The following is a 15308-nucleotide window of genomic DNA, read 5'->3' as shown; positions in this document are numbered from 1 at the left end:
TTTTCTTGTCAAAGAAAGGTGCGTATACTATAATGAAGCACAGTTAAAGATTTTAGCGATGCACAGTTTAACAGTTTAAAGGGGGAACGCGTCATGAGTTTACGTTACTTAACCGCGGGGGAAACGCATGGTCCCCAGCTTACTGCGATTGTAGAGGGCATGCCGAGCAATTTAAAATTGGATTTTGAAGAATTGAATTTTCAGCTACACCGTCGTCAGAAGGGGTATGGACGGGGTCGGCGTATGCAGATTGAAAAGGATACGGCCAACATTGCCGGAGGCGTTCGTCACGGGTATACCACAGGTGCGCCGATTGCTCTGATTGTGGAAAACAACGATTGGAAGCATTGGCAGAACATTATGAATATTGAGCCCATCGAAGGTAGTGACGAGGAAAAGCGCCGGGTTCACCGTCCGCGTCCGGGTCATGCAGATTTGAACGGCGGATTGAAATACAATCTGAAGGATCTGCGCAACGTGCTGGAACGTTCCAGTGCCCGTGAGACGGCAATTCGTGTTGCCTGCGGCGGTTTGGCCCGTCAATTGCTGGCAGAGTTTGGAATCAAGGTCGCTGGTCAGGTTATCCGCATTGGAGAAATCGAGGCACCTCACCGCGAATTGCCGATTGACGAGCTGATTGCCGTGACAGAAGCTTCTTCAGTGAGAGTAACCGATCCGGAAATCGAAAAGAAAATGGAAACCTACATTGATCAAATCAAGCAAGAAGGCGATTCGGTTGGTGGCGTAGTGGAATGTATTGTGGAAGGTGTTCCCATTGGTCTGGGCAGTCATGTTCAGTATGATCGGAAGCTGGATGCACGCATTGCCCAAGGAGTCATGTCCATTAATGCGTTCAAAGGCGTGGAAATCGGTATTGGCTTTGAAGCTGGAGAACTGCGTGGTTCGCAGGTGCATGATGAGATTTTGCATGATGACGAACGTGGATATCACCGCCGTACCAATCGTTTGGGCGGTTTCGAGGGTGGCATGACCAACGGAATGCCTGTCGTGGTTCGCGGCGTGATGAAGCCGATCCCGACGCTGTACAAGCCGCTGCAAAGCGTGGATATTGATACGAAGGAAGCGTTCACCGCTCAGGTTGAGCGTTCGGATGCGTGTGCGGTACCAGCGGCAAGCGTAGTCATGGAGCATGTCGTAGCCTGGGAGATTGCGAAGGCTTTGCTTGAAAAATTCGGCGGGGATTCGATTGAAGAGATCCGTGCGAACATTGCATCCTACGAAGAACAACTGGGACGGTACTAAGATGAGTACGCTGACGGTACAACTTGGAGAACGTTCCTATCCCATTCATATCGGGCGTGGACTGCTGCATCGGGCCGGAGAGCTTTTGAAGGAACGAGAAATTGCGCAAAAAAGTCCATTGTTGATTGTTTCTGACGAACACACAGCAGAATTTTATTTGGCGACACTGGAGAGCAACCTCCAGGCAGCAGGATACATGACGGTTTCCTACGTCGTTAAGCCGGGTGAAAAGTCCAAATCACTTGCTGTGTATGAGCAGGTGATTACAGCAGCTATCGAGGGCGGTTTGGACCGAAATTCAGCTGTTATCGCACTTGGTGGTGGTGTAGTGGGCGATCTGGCAGGATTTGTGGCAGCTTCTTTTATGAGAGGCGTCAAGTTCGTACAGATTCCAACTACAATCCTTGCGCATGACAGCAGCGTGGGCGGTAAGGTCGGCATCAATCATCCTTTGGCGAAAAATATGATTGGAGCCTTCCATCAGCCGGAATTGGTATTGTATGACGTGGATACGTTGTCTACATTGCCTCCGCGTGAGGTATCCGCTGGGCTGGCTGAAATGATCAAGCATGGCCTGATCTGGGATGCTGAATTTGCCCAGTGGTGCCGTGATCATGCAACTGACTTGCTGGCTTTGGATGCAGCGGCCCTGGAGTATGGTCTGGAGAAGGGCTGTTCTGTGAAAGCCGAAGTGGTGTCGCGCGATGAACGTGAAAACGATTTACGCGCTATTCTAAACCTCGGTCACACCATTGGTCATGCGATAGAGGCGATTGCGGGGTATGGCGAGTTTTTACATGGGGAAGCGATTTCTATTGGTATGGTCGGCTCTGCACTTCTGGGTGTGAAGCTGGGGGCAGATCCTTCTTTGGTTACAGAAACGAGGGATATGCTCGCTTCGCTTCGTCTACCGACCTCTCTTCCCACTCATCTCGAAACAGATCGTCTGCTGGATGCGATGATGCATGACAAAAAGTTTAAGGAAGGCAGTATTACTTTTGTCGTCCCACGCAGCATCGGGCGTGTGGAGGTAGTGAAGGATATTTCCGTCTCTTACATCCGACAAGTAATTGAACAGCTAAAAGAGGAGGCGTAACGATGTACAATCGTGGAATTCGTGGGGCGACGACCGTAGCGAACAATGAAGAAAACGAAATTTTAGAAGCGACATGCCTACTGTTAGATGAAATTGTGTCCTACAATGGAATTCAGCCGGAGGATATTAGCAACGTATGGATTACGGTGACCCATGATCTGAATGCTACTTTCCCGGCAAAGGCGATCCGCCAGCTTGACGGCTGGGATATGGTTCCGCTTATGTGTTCGTTAGAAATTCCCGTAGAGGGCAGCTTGCCGAAATGCATCCGTTTGATGGTACAGGTGAATACGGTTAAAACACAGCGGGAAATCAAACATGTATATTTGAACGGAGCGCAGGCACTGAGACCGGATTTGGCATCCCAAAGGAAGTAATCGCCCGTTTTTAAAGTTGATGGTTGCCAAAGTAACATCGTATGAGATATAGTGTGTGTAGCAGAGTTGAGTAGAGTTAGGCAGAGTTGAGATGAGAAGAGTGCAGTTGAGCCAATTCCATATGAAGATTACAGAGACCAGCGGTAGCGGGTAAGCTTTTGTCCACGGAGAACCTTCCTGGATGGAGAGGCTTATTTGAAGTAACCCAGGTTATGCAAAGGGATGAGTTTATTACTTTGTATATTTGCTGTAGTATTTTGCATATGGCAGCATTCTTATAATTTCAATAACTGACAGCCTCTACCTTCCGGGTAGAGGCTTTTTTTATATTCTCTCCTTTGGGTTCTGCGCCAATTTGGAAAGGAAGTGATCTCATGTTAACGCCGCATGTGGAGCAAGTGATAACGATGGCGAATGAATTTAACCTGATTCCTGTGTACAAAAAAGTGCTGGCCGATATGGAGACGCCGATCCGGATTTTCCGTCGGTACGCTGAGCGGGACCGGGCCTTTCTGCTGGAGAGTGTAGAAGGAGGCAAGCAGTGGGCGCGATATTCATTCATCGGGACGGACCCGTTCCTGATGGTTTCCGGCAAAAAAGACCGTTTGATTCTGGAGCAGCATGGTAAGCGACAAATATTAAACGACAAGCCGCTTGAAGAGCTCAAGGCCTTGCTTCGCAAGTACCGCAGCCCGAAGCTGAAAGAGATGCCTCCATTTACAGGCGGGGCTATCGGATTTTTTGGATATGATCTGCTGCAATACTACGAAAAACTGCCAGAGCATTCAGTAGATGATTTGAATATGGATGACATTCGTTTTATGTTCTGCGATCAAGTTATCGTTTTTGATCATGTGAAGCAGCAAATTTTGCTGGTGGGCAATGTTCATGTAGGAGAAGGCTTCCGCGATGAGGACATCCGTGCTGCTTATGCCGAGGTGGAGCGCAAGCTGGAGGCAACAGCGCAGTACCTGCGTAAGCAAACACCTCCAGAGACGATGGGAGCAGCCTCTATTCCTGACGATGTGGAGTTGGGAGAGATTCAATCGAATGTAACGAAGGAGCAGTTTATTTCAAACGTGGAGCAGGCGAAGGAATATATTCGCTCAGGCGATATTTTTCAGGTTGTGCTATCCCAGCGCTTTCACATTGACACAGAAGCCTCTCCTTTACAGGTATACCGCGTGCTGCGCACGATGAACCCGTCTCCTTATATGTATTATTTGAAAATGGATGACGAGATCATCGTGGGCACTTCGCCGGAGGCACTCGTCAAGGTGGAAAACGGTCGGGTGGAAACCCGTCCTATTGCCGGAACGAGGCCGCGTGGCGTGACGGAGACAGAGGATATAGCGCTCGCTGAAGAGTTGCTGAAGGATGAAAAAGAACGTGCCGAGCATCTGATGCTGGTCGATTTGGGAAGAAATGATCTGGGACGTGTATCTCAGTTCGGTACGGTCAAATGCGATACGTTTATGGAAATTGAACGCTATTCCCACGTGATGCACATTGTATCCAATGTATCGGGGGAACTACGGGAGGATAAAGATTTCTTCGATGCTTTCCTGTCCTGCTTGCCAGCGGGTACAGTATCAGGGGCTCCGAAGCTGCGGGCGATGGAGATTATTGCCGAGCTGGAGCGGGAAGCGCGTGGGCCTTATGCAGGAGCCATCGGATATTTAGGCTTCTCGGGCAATATGGATGCTTGCATCACGATTCGTACGATTGTGTTTAAAAAGAACCGGGCCTATGTTCAGGCGGGTGCAGGGATTGTGTGGGACTCGGTTCCAGAAAGCGAGTATCAGGAAACGGTGAACAAGGCCAAGGCGATGCTGAAAGCGATCCGCACGGCTGAAGCGATGTTCCCGGCGACGGTACAGCCCTACAACAGCGTCATCAATCAGGATTATTTGTATACTCCGTAGCACACAAAAAATCTGATTTTTAGGAGGAGACGACGATGGAACGACATGACATGATGCAAGTAGGGTTAAGCCGGGTCATTGAGGGGCAGCATCTTTCACGTACAGAGGCCCGTAGCGTGATGGAACAGATTATGAGTGGAAATGCCACGCAAGCGCAAATTGGCGGGTTGCTGACGGCTTTGCGCATCAAGGGGGAGACAGTGGAGGAAATCACCGGATTTGCTGAGGCCATGCGCAGCTACGCAAGTCCCGTGCAAATTGGAGAAGGTGATACCCATTTGCTGGACACATGTGGAACCGGAGGTTCGGGTATTCACAAGTTTAATATTTCCACGATATCTGCTATTATTGCGGCTTCTGTATCTGTACGGGTAGCGAAGCATGGCAATCGCTCTGCAAGCGGACGTGCTGGGAGCGCCGATGTGCTGGAGGCCCTCGGGGTCAATATCCATTTGACGAGTGATCAGGCGCGGTCATGTCTGGATCGCATCGGCATCTGCTTTTTATTTGCGCAGTTGTATCATCCATCTATGAAGCATGCTGCCGCTCCACGCCGGGAGCTTGGAGTACGGACGGTGTTTAACATGCTTGGTCCCTTGACGAATCCGGCAGGTGCGGATCGGCAGTTGCTGGGGATTTATGATGCGGGAAAAACGGAAGTGATCGCTGAGGTGCTGAATCGACTCGGTTCCAAGCGGGCCATGGTCGTCAGCAGTCTGGACGGACTGGATGAAATCAGCATTTCAGCACCGACACAGGTATCTGAGCTAAAGGATGGTCAGGTTCATACGTTTGAGCTTAACCCGTCGGATCTGGGTTTGCAGACGCACCGTCTCGATGAAGTGCTGGGTGGAGATGCACAGGTTAACGCGGACATTATCCAAAGGATTTTGAACGGGGAGCGCGGAGCTTATCGGGATGTCGTGTTAGCGAATGCTGGTGCGTGCATCTATGTTTCGGGCGCAGCAGCAACCTTGACGGATGGAGTAGCACGGGCAGCGGAAGCGATTGACTCGGGGCTGGCCCTGTCCAAGCTGGATCAATTAATTCAGGCAACGGGGGAATATCAATATGTATCTTGATCGAATTGTAGTGACGAAGCGACAGGAAGTAGAGCAGCTTAAGGAGCATTTTCAAATCAGTAAAGCCGAACGATTGGTTGCCGATTTACCTGCGACGAGAGGATTCGAGGATGCTATAGCTCTGCGCCGCAATCGTCCGCTCGGACTGATTGCCGAGGTGAAGAAGGCTTCCCCCTCCAAGGGGTTGATCCGACCGGATTTCCATCCGGTGGACATTGCACGGGCATATGAGGAAGCTGGAGCGGATTGCATTTCTGTCCTGACGGATGTGACGTACTTTCAGGGGAGTCCTGAATACTTGCACCAAATTCGTGAACAGGTAAAGATTCCGCTGCTGCGCAAGGATTTTATCATTGATGAACGGCAAATTTATGAAGCTCGTCTGCTGGGAGCCGATGCGGTGCTGTTGATTGCGGCTATACTGGAGCCACGTGTTTTGGGGTCATTTTTACAGATTGCCAAAGAACTGGGCCTGGACGCATTGGTAGAGGTGCATGACAGTGAGGAGCTTAAAGCTGTGCTGGATCTGGGGACAGCAACCTTGGTTGGTGTGAACAATCGAAATCTGCGGACATTTGAGACCCGGCTCCAGACGACAGAGGAGCTGATCTCACTGATTCCTCATGGGGTCACGTTTATCAGCGAAAGCGGCATTGCCGGACCCGAAGATGTGAAGTATTTACATTCAGTAGGCGTACACGGCATCCTGGTAGGAGAGCATCTGATGCGCAAGGATGATGTAGGACAGGCTGTAGCCGATTTGATGGACGGGGTTAAGGCATGAACAAAACGGGCATAAAAATTTGTGGACTTCAAAGCGTTGAAGTGCTAAAATCTATGGTAAACTTACCGGTCGATTATATAGGTTTTGTGTTTGCCGACAGCAAGCGCCGAATTGACGGCGCACAGGCTGGAGAGCTGCTTCGCCTATTGGATGAATGGACCCCAGGCAGCAAACCGCGCAGCGTGGGCGTATTTGTGAACCCTGATGACGCACTGTTAAATGATGTCATGGAAAAAGCACCATTGGATGTCATTCAACTGCACGGGCAGGAGAGTCCGCAGCGCTGCCGGGAGATCAGGGAGCATTTTGGCGTACAGGTATTCAAGGCATGGTCTGTGGACAGTAAAGGACAGACGGTGAAGGGTCAGACAGAATGCCTGACGGACGAATTGGATGCCTATGCCGGAACGATTGACGCTTTACTGCTGGATACATATGATCCCCTATATGGTGGCGGCTCCGGCAAAACGTTTGCGTGGGATCGGATTCCTGCCTATCAGGCTTGGACCCAACAATATGAAATTCCTTTGTTTGTAGCCGGCGGGCTGACTGCCGATAATGCGGAAAAGCTGGTTACCGAGTACCATCCCGAAGGGCTGGATGTGTCCAGCGGTGTAGAGACGGATGGAGTCAAGGACATTGCAAAAATCACAGCATTCGTAGAAAGGGTGAAGCAGGCATGACACAATTACCTGATAATAACGGACGTTTTGGAACATTTGGCGGACGTTTTGTACCGGAAACATTGATGAACGCACTGATTGAATTGGAGGAATCCTACCGGAAGTATGCGGATGATCCTGATTTTAATGCAGAGCTGAACGGACTGCTAAAGGATTATTCGGGCCGGGAAACGCCGCTCTATTATGCGGAGCGTCTGAGTCAGCATTTGGGCAAGGCTAAAATTTACTTGAAACGTGAAGATTTGAACCATACTGGAGCCCACAAAATTAATAATGCGCTGGCGCAGGGACTGCTGGCGAAGCGTATGGGCAAGCAGAAGGTCATTGCCGAAACAGGCGCAGGCCAGCATGGTGTTGCGACGGCGACCGTCGCGGCATTGCTCGGACTGGAGTGCAAGGTGTTTATGGGGGAAGAGGATACCGTACGCCAGCAGTTAAATGTATTCCGTATGCAACTATTGGGTGCAGAAGTCATTCCGGTTACATCGGGCACACGTACACTCAAGGATGCCGGGAATGAAGCTTTGCGGTATTGGGTGAGCCATGTCCATGATACGTTCTATATTTTGGGCTCGGCGGTCGGACCACATCCGTATCCAATGATGGTGCGCAACTTTCAGCGTGTCATTGGCGACGAAACCCGCCGTCAAATTCTCGAAAAAGAAGGCAGACTTCCAGATGTCGTGGTAGCGGCGATCGGTGGCGGAAGTAATGCCATCGGTATGTTCTATCCTTTTATCGAGGATCACGAGGTAGCATTGCTTGGCGTCGAGGCGGCTGGAAAAGGCGTGGAAACGGAATTTCATGCAGCAACGATGAGCAAGGGAACGCAAGGTGTATTCCAAGGCTCTATGAGTTATCTGCTTCAGGATGAATACGGACAGGTACAGCCTGCGCATTCCATCTCGGCGGGATTGGACTATCCGGGGGTTGGGCCGGAGCATTCGTATTTGAAGGATATTGAGCGGGCCAAGTATGTTCCGATTTCCGATCAGGAAGCCCTGGATGCTCTCCAATTGTTATGCCGTACGGAAGGTATTCTTCCGGCGTTGGAGTCGGCACATGCAGTTGCACAGGTCGTTAAACTGGCACCTACCTTGACGGCGGATGATATTATTGTGATCTGTTTGTCGGGTCGCGGTGACAAAGATGTGGACTCCATTATTAAGCATTTGGGAGGAAATCCGTCATGAATTTAATTGATCAGGTGTTTAGACGCCTCAAAAATGGAGGGAAAACGGCATTAATTCCGTTCCTGACGGTAGGCGATCCGGATGTGGACACGACGGTAGAAATCATTCGGCAACTGGAATTGGCTGGAGCCGATATATTAGAGCTGGGCGTTCCATATTCGGACCCGCTGGCTGACGGACCTGTCATTCAGCGTGCGTCTGAGCGTGCGTTGAAACGGCAGATCTCGATCCGCACGTGTATGGAGACGGCTTCTCTGGCTCGGGCGGCGGGATCAAGCCTGCCTTTTATTTTGTTCACATATTATAATCCTGTGTTGCAGATGGGCATGGATGCTTTCTTTGCAGGCTTGCAGAAGCATGGCATCAGCGGCCTGATTATTCCCGATCTTCCGCTTGAGGAAGCAGAAGAGCTGGGAGGACGGGCAGCAGAGGTTGGTGTGCATCTGATTCCGTTGGTTGCTCCAACTTCTGAACAGCGGATTGAACGAATTGTTCGTCAAGCGCGCGGGTTTGTATACTGTGTATCCTCCCTTGGTGTGACCGGGGAAAGAGCTTCATTTTTTGAGGGTATAGAGGGCTTCATCGCGCAGGTCAAGCGGCATACGGATATTCCGGTGGCGGTTGGGTTCGGTATCTCTACTAGGGAGCAGGTAGCCCGTTTTTCAGACATCTGTGATGGAGTCGTCGTCGGAAGTGCCATTGTGCGTCAGGTGGAGGAAGCGATCCCGCTGTTGGACGATTCTGCGCGCAGAGAAGAGGGACTTTTGCAAATTCGTAATTTTGTGGCACAATTAAAGCAGTAGCTTGCGTCAATATAGAAAGCAGCGAATATAGTTTTGAATGGATTAGAGGAGGTAGGGGTATGCAACCTAAACCGCATATTGTACATTTGCCGGTATATCAGCCCGGTAAACCGATTGAAGATGTGAAGCGCGAACTGGGACTTGATGAAGTAATCAAGCTCGCCTCGAATGAAAATCCGTATGGCAGCTCTCCTAAAGTATTGCAGGCCATTCAGGAGGAATTTGCGAATATTAGTGTATATCCTGACGGCAGCGCGGTAGCTTTAACACAGGCGCTGGCTAAACATACGGGCTTGCAAGAGGATCAGTTTATTTATGGCTGTGGCTCTGACGAGATTATTGCGTTGATTACGCGTGCTTTTCTTCTTCCCGGGGAAGAAAGTATCATGGCCGATCAGACCTTCTCCGTATACAAGAGCAATGTAGAGATTGAGGGAGCGGTTGCTGTTGAGGTGCCTTTGCGTGACGGGGTGCATGATCTGGAAGCCATGTTGTCTCAGATTAACGACCGTACGAAAATGATCTGGATCTGTAATCCGAACAACCCGACAGGCACGATTGTACCTGAAGCAGAATTGATCGCATTTTTGGATCGGGTGCCGAAGCATGTTATGGTTGTGCTGGATGAGGCGTATTTCGAGTTTGTGACGGATAGCACGTATCCAGACGGTATTCGTTTATTGCCAGCCTATGAAAATCTGGTTGTATTGCGCACTTTCTCTAAAATCTACGGTCTGGCATCGCTTCGCATCGGATACGGTATGGGAGCTGTGGCAACGATTCGCCTGATTAATCAGGTTCGTGAGCCGTTCAATACTTCGCGGGTAGCACAGGCTGCGGCGGTTGCGGCGTTGGAAGATCAGGATTTTGTGCAGGAATGCCGTGACCGCAACGCAGAGGGCAGAGCCTATTTGCAAAATGAATTAAAGCGTCTTGGACTGGAATATTTTCCGGCACATGGTAATTTTATTATGCTGGATGTACGTCGCCCGTCGGGTGAGGTATTTCAGGAGCTGCTTCGTAAAGGCGTGATTATTCGCGCTGGTCATCACAAATATCCGACATACATTAGGGTGTCGGTTGGATCACAGCCGCAAAATGAGTGGTTTATCCGTGCGCTGGAACAGGTCCTGGGGGCGGAAGCGGCGAAAGCGCGTCTATAATTTCCGCAGATGGGATTTGATAATTGATGAAGATTGCCATTTTCGGCGTGGGATTGATCGGTGGGTCCCTTGCGCTTTGTTTTAAAGGGAAGCCGGGCATTACCGTTGTCGGTCATGCTCATCTCCCCGAACTCATGGAGCCGATGTTGAGCCGTGGTGTCGTGGACACTGTGACTCTTTCGGTTGAAGAGGCGGCAGAGGATGCCAATTTTATTTTTTTATGCGTACCTGTCGGCTTACTGGAGCATTATCTGGAGCTGTTAAGCAGGTTGCCGCTTAAAGAGGGTTGTATTATTACCGATGTAGGCAGTACAAAATCGTCGATTGCCAAAAAAGCGTCGGAAATCTCTTTGCGACATGCTTATTTTATTGGTGGCCATCCGATGGCCGGCTCGGAGCGTTCCGGTGTGAAGGCTGCTTCTGCGTTACTGTTTGAGAATGCCTACTATGTACTTTCCCCCGCAGAAGGTGTGCCTGAGGAAGCATACAGTTCGCTGGAGCGTCTGTTGAAATATACAGGAGCTCAGATTGTGCGTGTCCAGCCTGATATGCACGATGACATTGTCGGGGCGATCAGCCATCTTCCGCATATTATTGCAGCGGCGCTGGTGAATCAGGTGCGCAAGCACAATGACGAAAATCCGTTGTACCGTACGCTGGCTGCTGGCGGCTTTCGCGATATTACGCGAATTGCTTCCAGTGATCCGATTGTGTGGCGGGACATTTTGCTGAGCAATCGTGATGTTTTGCTAGGTCTGCTGGAAGAGTGGAACGGGCAGATTGAGCGTTTTACCCATTTACTGAGAATACAAGACGGAGAGGGAATCGCTGACGAGTTTTTGACGGCGGGGCATTTCCGCAGTGAGCTGCCGGAACGCCGCAAAGGTGTCATCGTCTCAACGTTTGATCTGTATATTGATGTACCGGATACCCCGGGAATTATCGGTCGAATTGCAACAGAGCTGGGAGATAACAGCATTAACCTGAGCAATATGCAAATCATTGAAAGCCGGGAGGATGTTCCTGGTATTATGCGGCTTTCCTTCCGCCAAGAACGGGACTGGGAGCGCGCCAAGGCGTTGCTGGATTCAATGAGCTATAAAGTGGTGGTATAGAAAGGAAAGTGTGATTGTTGGTTAAGGCGGATAGCACCGCTTCGCTTCTCCAGATTCAAATGGACCGCTCCGCTACTGGCCGCCTTAAAATCACCACATTTTCTGGGAGTAAAGTAGTAGGAAAAGATTTAAAACAGGCGGGCGGAGATTCTTTTCGCCCGTTTGCTACGTTATTCGAAGGTCTATGAGCCAGTTTAGTGGGTATAGATAGCGTTTGATAAATGAGTTTTGTTGTTAGACGAAAAATGGAGATAATAATCTAAGAAATTAAAGCCGACTAAGGCTTTTAAAAAAAGACGGATTGTCAAGCCAAGTGCGACAGTTCCTGTGTGAAAGATTCGTGAGCGGTTTTCCACCCCAGACATTTTCGGGGGCGATGGTTGATTAAATCAAGCGAACGCTTCAATGCTACATCGGATACTTGGGCAAAGTCCGTACCTTTGGGAAAGAACTCTCGAAGCAAGCCGTTCGCATTCTCATTCGCCCCTCTTTGCCAGGAAGAGTATGGGTCAGCAAAGTAGATCTGCACGTCATGTGTGGTTTCCAGGTTTGCATAGTAGGCGAATTCTTTGCCTCGATCTGCAGTTGCGGTTTGAAACGCCCCGGCAGGGTACTGAGAAGCCGCAACGCCACAGGCAATCTCCAACGACAATGCCGTGCGATCAGGCATTTGAATCGCGGTGTACAGACGGGTTTTCCGTTCAATGAAGGTTGCCACACAACCTTTGCTTTTCCCACGACCAGACACCACTGTATCTAGCTCCCAGTGTCCAAAGGTGTCCCGGGAACGCACCTCCTTGGGGCGTTCGGAAATCGACTTACCCACGGCAAACTTCCCTCGTTTTTCAGCAGGCTGTTGCCGTTTACCTTTGTACCGTAGCACCTTCACGTCCGCTTGGGCCAGGCGGCCTGTATAGAGCCAGCGATAGATGGTTTTGCAGCCCACGGTGGGCTGGCCTTCTGCTCTAAAACGCTCCACGATCTGCTCAGGTGACCACGTCGCATGCAACTTCTCTTCGAGCTTTACCGCCTGTTCCTCTGTCCATTTTCCTTGGGGTACGGAGGCTCTACGGCGCTGCTCGTAACCATGTTGGGAGCGCTGTGCATCGTAGGACGCTAGCTCAGCATTCCGACGGATTTCCCGGCAAATGGTCGCATGATGTCGCCCCAGTTCCTCAGCGATGGTTCTTGAACTTTTCCCCTGCTGATGCAGGATTTCTAGCTTGCTTCGTTCGATTATGCTAAGATGTGAGTAGCTCATGGTGGATTCTCCTTGTGTGAATGTGGGTGTAGGAACTTTCATTCTACACGAATCCGGCCATGGGCCCTTTTTTATTTATTTCCAGTAGGTGTCGCACTTCATATTACAATCCGTCAAAACAAAAAAAAGACCACCCGGGTAAAGCCCCGGGTGGTAGCTGCTCTTATGGAGTAGCTGAGTAGGATAGGAGTGGAGAGAAACCATACTGTACTTTTATTATATGTATACGTTTTCATTTTGTCAATGTTTTTTAAAGCGTTTTCTTGCGGGTAATTATTCTTCCAGCATATTCAAAAGGGACAGATTCAAGATTATGTCACTTTATCTTCAAAAAACTTAAAATCAATCGGAAATGCCTTATATCAGAAACAGTCGCTAGCGTTACGTAGCCTGTGTTGGAAATCATGGGGATTTTGGACTTTTTTACTGAGGACTATTTTGTGGTACAATGGGAAAGTCCATTGTGGATGTTGGGGATAGCACCGTTATTGTTGGCACTACATAGGGTAAAAAAAACAAATGTTCCATGATGCTGTTTCATCCATTTGCGCAGAGTGCGCAACTTTTTTTGGCCTGTTCGGTATATATAGACAGAATCGGATGGGAGAACAGCACATGTATGGGCGAGGAGGGTCTCACTCGGATGATGACAGATTCCCAGATGATTCAGGAAATCAAACAAGGAAATGTTGAGGTTTATTCAGAATTAATGAGGCGGCACCAACGTAAAATTTTAGCTTTTGTTTATCATATGCTAAAAAGTTCGAACCTGGAAATGATTGCTGAGGACTTATGCTCGGAGACGTTTTATAAAGCGTACCGGAGCCTTCACTCTTTTCGCGAGGTAGATGCATCGTTCTCCACATGGTTATATACGATTGCACGTAATACGGTGCTGAGCGAGCTTCGCAAGCATCGTAGCGGTCAGGTTCCATTGGAGGAGAGCGGTTATGTGCCGGTTGCTCCATTGGATGTGATTCCAGAGCAAGCCGTCCTTCGCGGCGAGAAGGTAGAGATGGTTCGTGAAGCGATCAACAGATTGCCAGAGAAGCAGCGGTCTGCGCTGATTTTGCGTGAATACGAGCAATTGGACTATCAGGAGATTGCTACGATTTTGGGGCAGACGGTCAGTGCGGTGAAATCGTTGCTTTTCCGGGCCAGAACCAGTGTGAAGACGCAGTTGGAGCCTTATTTTTTTGAGCCTCTCTATGAGGAAAACGAAGGGATGAGCAGCCAATGAAATCCAGGGACGCTGAGGATTTGTTCGCTACAGGCAAAAATGTATCGAAACAAGACTCGGAGCACAGACGGGCCAAAAGCTCGTCTGCCGGATGGGAGCATGGTTCGAAAGAAAATGAGTGGAATTTGTCAAAAGAAAGTGGATCCGCTATTCGCGATATTTCCTTTGAGATAACAGATGAGCAGGCGGAAGCAATGAATCGCAGGGTCATGGATCGGATTTATGAAGAGTCACCGTGGCTTGTTCCCGGCGAGCATCGGCGTGCGCGTGTGAACCCTGCATCTCGTAAGTATATGTCCGTGTGGATCGCCGGATTTTTGGCGGTATTTTTGTGTAGCTTTTTGTTTTTGAACTGGAATGGAAGCTCCTCTCAAGAAAACCCTCCTCAAGCGGCACCTGTCATGGATACGGGTATTTTACCGACAGGCTTGCTGGAAACTACAAGTACATCTCCACAATATCAATACCACATTAAAGATGTGAATAGTGGCATTATGGACCCGCTGGTTGCAAGCATTGTTCCTACTTACCCGCAATATTGGATGTTGCTGTCTGTGTTGGCACTTGCGCTTGCCTTATTTTCTCTGGGCTGGATTCATCGTGCGAGACGGGTTAGAAATTAGCAGCACAGCTGGGCTCCAATACGGATTCATAACAATGCCTGAATAACTAAATAGCGGAGGAAACAACACGATGCTTATTGGCTTGATCAGACATGGATTAACGGATTGGAATGCGGTAGGTAAAATCCAGGGCCACAGTGATATTCCGTTGAATGAGGAAGGGCGCCAGCAGGCACGCTTGTTGGCAGAGCGCTTAAAAGATGAGTCCTATCATTGGGATGGACTTATTACAAGCAGCCTTTCGAGAGCCAAGGAGACGGGAGAGATTATTGCATCTGCTCTTCATCTTCCTTTGCTGGAGCCAGACGATCGGCTGAGAGAACGTGCTTATGGTCAGGTCGAGGGCATGACGCAGGTCGGGCGTGAGCAGAAGTGGGGGAGCGACTGGCATCTGCTGGATCTGGGACAGGAGAGCGATGAAGCTCTTCAACTCCGCGGATTGGCTTTTATGGAGGCCATTTGGTCGGAAAACAGGGACAAGAACCTGCTGGTCGTTTCTCATGGCGGTTTTTTGGCTAATTTGTATAAGGCTTTGTATCAGGAAAAGTTTACCGAACGAATTGGTAATCTGTCACTGAGTGTTCTCCAGCGTGAGGATACGGATTGGACGCCGCTGTTGTATAATTGCACCAGACATTTACAGGAAAAAGGCGATTGTAACTTAAAAGGTTGACCAAAGACCACGAACCTTTTGAAGTGA

At 49.6% G+C, this 15308-nt stretch carries 15 protein-coding genes; 14 read left to right on the top strand and 1 reads right to left on the bottom strand.

The genetic code is table 11. The features are described from left to right. Positions 1-93: 93 nt before the first annotated feature. The 11 genes from aroC (at position 94) to ACIFQM_RS19975 (ending at position 11484) form a co-directional block, all read left to right on the top strand. Entirely contained in the window at positions 94-1263 is a 1170-nt protein-coding gene (aroC, locus tag ACIFQM_RS20025; protein WP_430042777.1) for a chorismate synthase, read from the top strand. 1 nt (position 1264) lies between these two features. Further along, the gene (gene aroB, locus ACIFQM_RS20020; RefSeq protein ID WP_430042919.1) at positions 1265-2359 is read left to right on the top strand and encodes a 3-dehydroquinate synthase; all 1095 of its coding nucleotides are present in this window, start codon (positions 1265-1267) and stop codon (positions 2357-2359) included. A 2-nt stretch (positions 2360-2361) separates the two neighbouring features. Then, positions 2362-2736: a chorismate mutase gene (aroH, locus tag ACIFQM_RS20015; RefSeq protein WP_430042779.1), complete on the top strand. Its 375-nt coding sequence runs from the start codon at positions 2362-2364 to the stop codon at positions 2734-2736. Positions 2737-3110: 374 nt separating this feature from the next. Continuing rightward, complete coding sequence (gene trpE, locus ACIFQM_RS20010) at positions 3111-4661, top strand: anthranilate synthase component I (RefSeq protein WP_430042781.1); 1551 nt, start codon at positions 3111-3113, stop codon at positions 4659-4661. 35 nt (positions 4662-4696) lie between these two features. Next, the gene (gene trpD / locus ACIFQM_RS20005) at positions 4697-5743 is read left to right on the top strand and encodes an anthranilate phosphoribosyltransferase (protein WP_430042782.1); all 1047 of its coding nucleotides are present in this window, start codon (positions 4697-4699) and stop codon (positions 5741-5743) included. Next, positions 5733-6527: an indole-3-glycerol phosphate synthase TrpC gene (gene trpC, locus ACIFQM_RS20000; RefSeq protein WP_430042784.1), complete on the top strand. Its 795-nt coding sequence runs from the start codon at positions 5733-5735 to the stop codon at positions 6525-6527. The genes trpD and trpC overlap by 11 nt, the downstream gene beginning before the upstream one ends. Continuing rightward, a complete protein-coding gene (locus tag ACIFQM_RS19995) occupies positions 6524-7210 on the top strand; it encodes a phosphoribosylanthranilate isomerase (protein ID WP_430042787.1) in 687 nt (228 codons plus the stop codon). Before trpC ends, ACIFQM_RS19995 begins: the two co-directional genes overlap by 4 nt. Further along, positions 7207-8403: a tryptophan synthase subunit beta gene (trpB, locus tag ACIFQM_RS19990; RefSeq protein WP_014282083.1), complete on the top strand. Its 1197-nt coding sequence runs from the start codon at positions 7207-7209 to the stop codon at positions 8401-8403. The genes ACIFQM_RS19995 and trpB overlap by 4 nt, the downstream gene beginning before the upstream one ends. Next, a complete protein-coding gene (gene trpA, locus ACIFQM_RS19985) occupies positions 8400-9206 on the top strand; it encodes a tryptophan synthase subunit alpha (RefSeq protein ID WP_430042789.1) in 807 nt (268 codons plus the stop codon). The genes trpB and trpA overlap by 4 nt, the downstream gene beginning before the upstream one ends. Before the next feature lie 59 nt (positions 9207-9265). Next, the gene (hisC, locus tag ACIFQM_RS19980; RefSeq protein ID WP_430042792.1) at positions 9266-10369 is read left to right on the top strand and encodes a histidinol-phosphate transaminase; all 1104 of its coding nucleotides are present in this window, start codon (positions 9266-9268) and stop codon (positions 10367-10369) included. 26 nt (positions 10370-10395) lie between these two features. After that, positions 10396-11484, top strand: coding sequence for a prephenate dehydrogenase (locus ACIFQM_RS19975; RefSeq protein ID WP_430042793.1), 1089 nt, complete (start codon positions 10396-10398; stop codon positions 11482-11484). A 304-nt stretch (positions 11485-11788) separates the two neighbouring features. Here ACIFQM_RS19975 and ACIFQM_RS19970 read toward each other — a convergent pair whose 3' ends face one another. Beyond that, positions 11789-12745, bottom strand: coding sequence for an IS30 family transposase (locus tag ACIFQM_RS19970; protein ID WP_430042794.1), 957 nt, complete (start codon positions 12743-12745; stop codon positions 11789-11791). A 643-nt stretch (positions 12746-13388) separates the two neighbouring features. On the opposite strand from ACIFQM_RS19970, the gene ACIFQM_RS19965 reads away from it, so the two are divergent. The 3 genes from ACIFQM_RS19965 (at position 13389) to ACIFQM_RS19955 (ending at position 15281) form a co-directional block, all read left to right on the top strand. After that, positions 13389-13985, top strand: coding sequence for an RNA polymerase sigma factor (locus ACIFQM_RS19965; RefSeq protein WP_014282079.1), 597 nt, complete (start codon positions 13389-13391; stop codon positions 13983-13985). Further along, the gene (locus tag ACIFQM_RS19960; protein WP_044648459.1) at positions 13982-14608 is read left to right on the top strand and encodes a hypothetical protein; all 627 of its coding nucleotides are present in this window, start codon (positions 13982-13984) and stop codon (positions 14606-14608) included. Before ACIFQM_RS19965 ends, ACIFQM_RS19960 begins: the two co-directional genes overlap by 4 nt. 70 nt (positions 14609-14678) lie before the next feature. Further along, positions 14679-15281: a histidine phosphatase family protein gene (locus tag ACIFQM_RS19955; RefSeq protein WP_430042797.1), complete on the top strand. Its 603-nt coding sequence runs from the start codon at positions 14679-14681 to the stop codon at positions 15279-15281. The last annotated feature ends 27 nt before the right edge of the window (positions 15282-15308 follow it).

Origin of the sequence: Paenibacillus sp. NRS-1782 (assembly GCF_050467685.1) — a bacterium.
GTDB lineage: Bacteria > Bacillota > Bacilli > Paenibacillales > Paenibacillaceae > Paenibacillus > Paenibacillus terrae_A.
The sequence above is the reverse complement of the archived record's forward strand: the minus strand, read 5'-3'. Positions and strand labels throughout refer to the sequence as shown.

Bases quoted from the DNA above. Each gene is read 5' to 3' on its own strand.
- trpB (WP_014282083.1), top strand. From the start codon at position 7,207: ATGACACAATTACCTGATAATAACGGACGTTTTGGAACATTTGGCGGA.
- trpA (WP_430042789.1), top strand. From the start codon at position 8,400: ATGAATTTAATTGATCAGGTGTTTAGACGCCTCAAAAATGGAGGGAAA.
- ACIFQM_RS19965 (WP_014282079.1), top strand. From the start codon at position 13,389: ATGATGACAGATTCCCAGATGATTCAGGAAATCAAACAAGGAAATGTT.
- aroC (WP_430042777.1), top strand. From the start codon at position 94: ATGAGTTTACGTTACTTAACCGCGGGGGAAACGCATGGTCCCCAGCTT.
- ACIFQM_RS19995 (WP_430042787.1), top strand. From the start codon at position 6,524: ATGAACAAAACGGGCATAAAAATTTGTGGACTTCAAAGCGTTGAAGTG.
- hisC (WP_430042792.1), top strand. From the start codon at position 9,266: ATGCAACCTAAACCGCATATTGTACATTTGCCGGTATATCAGCCCGGT.
- aroH (WP_430042779.1), top strand. From the start codon at position 2,362: ATGTACAATCGTGGAATTCGTGGGGCGACGACCGTAGCGAACAATGAA.
- trpD (WP_430042782.1), top strand. From the start codon at position 4,697: ATGGAACGACATGACATGATGCAAGTAGGGTTAAGCCGGGTCATTGAG.
- ACIFQM_RS19955 (WP_430042797.1), top strand. From the start codon at position 14,679: ATGCTTATTGGCTTGATCAGACATGGATTAACGGATTGGAATGCGGTA.
- aroB (WP_430042919.1), top strand. From the start codon at position 1,265: ATGAGTACGCTGACGGTACAACTTGGAGAACGTTCCTATCCCATTCAT.
- trpC (WP_430042784.1), top strand. From the start codon at position 5,733: ATGTATCTTGATCGAATTGTAGTGACGAAGCGACAGGAAGTAGAGCAG.
- ACIFQM_RS19970 (WP_430042794.1), bottom strand. From the start codon at position 12,745: ATGAGCTACTCACATCTTAGCATAATCGAACGAAGCAAGCTAGAAATC.
- ACIFQM_RS19975 (WP_430042793.1), top strand. From the start codon at position 10,396: ATGAAGATTGCCATTTTCGGCGTGGGATTGATCGGTGGGTCCCTTGCG.
- trpE (WP_430042781.1), top strand. From the start codon at position 3,111: ATGTTAACGCCGCATGTGGAGCAAGTGATAACGATGGCGAATGAATTT.
- ACIFQM_RS19960 (WP_044648459.1), top strand. From the start codon at position 13,982: ATGAAATCCAGGGACGCTGAGGATTTGTTCGCTACAGGCAAAAATGTA.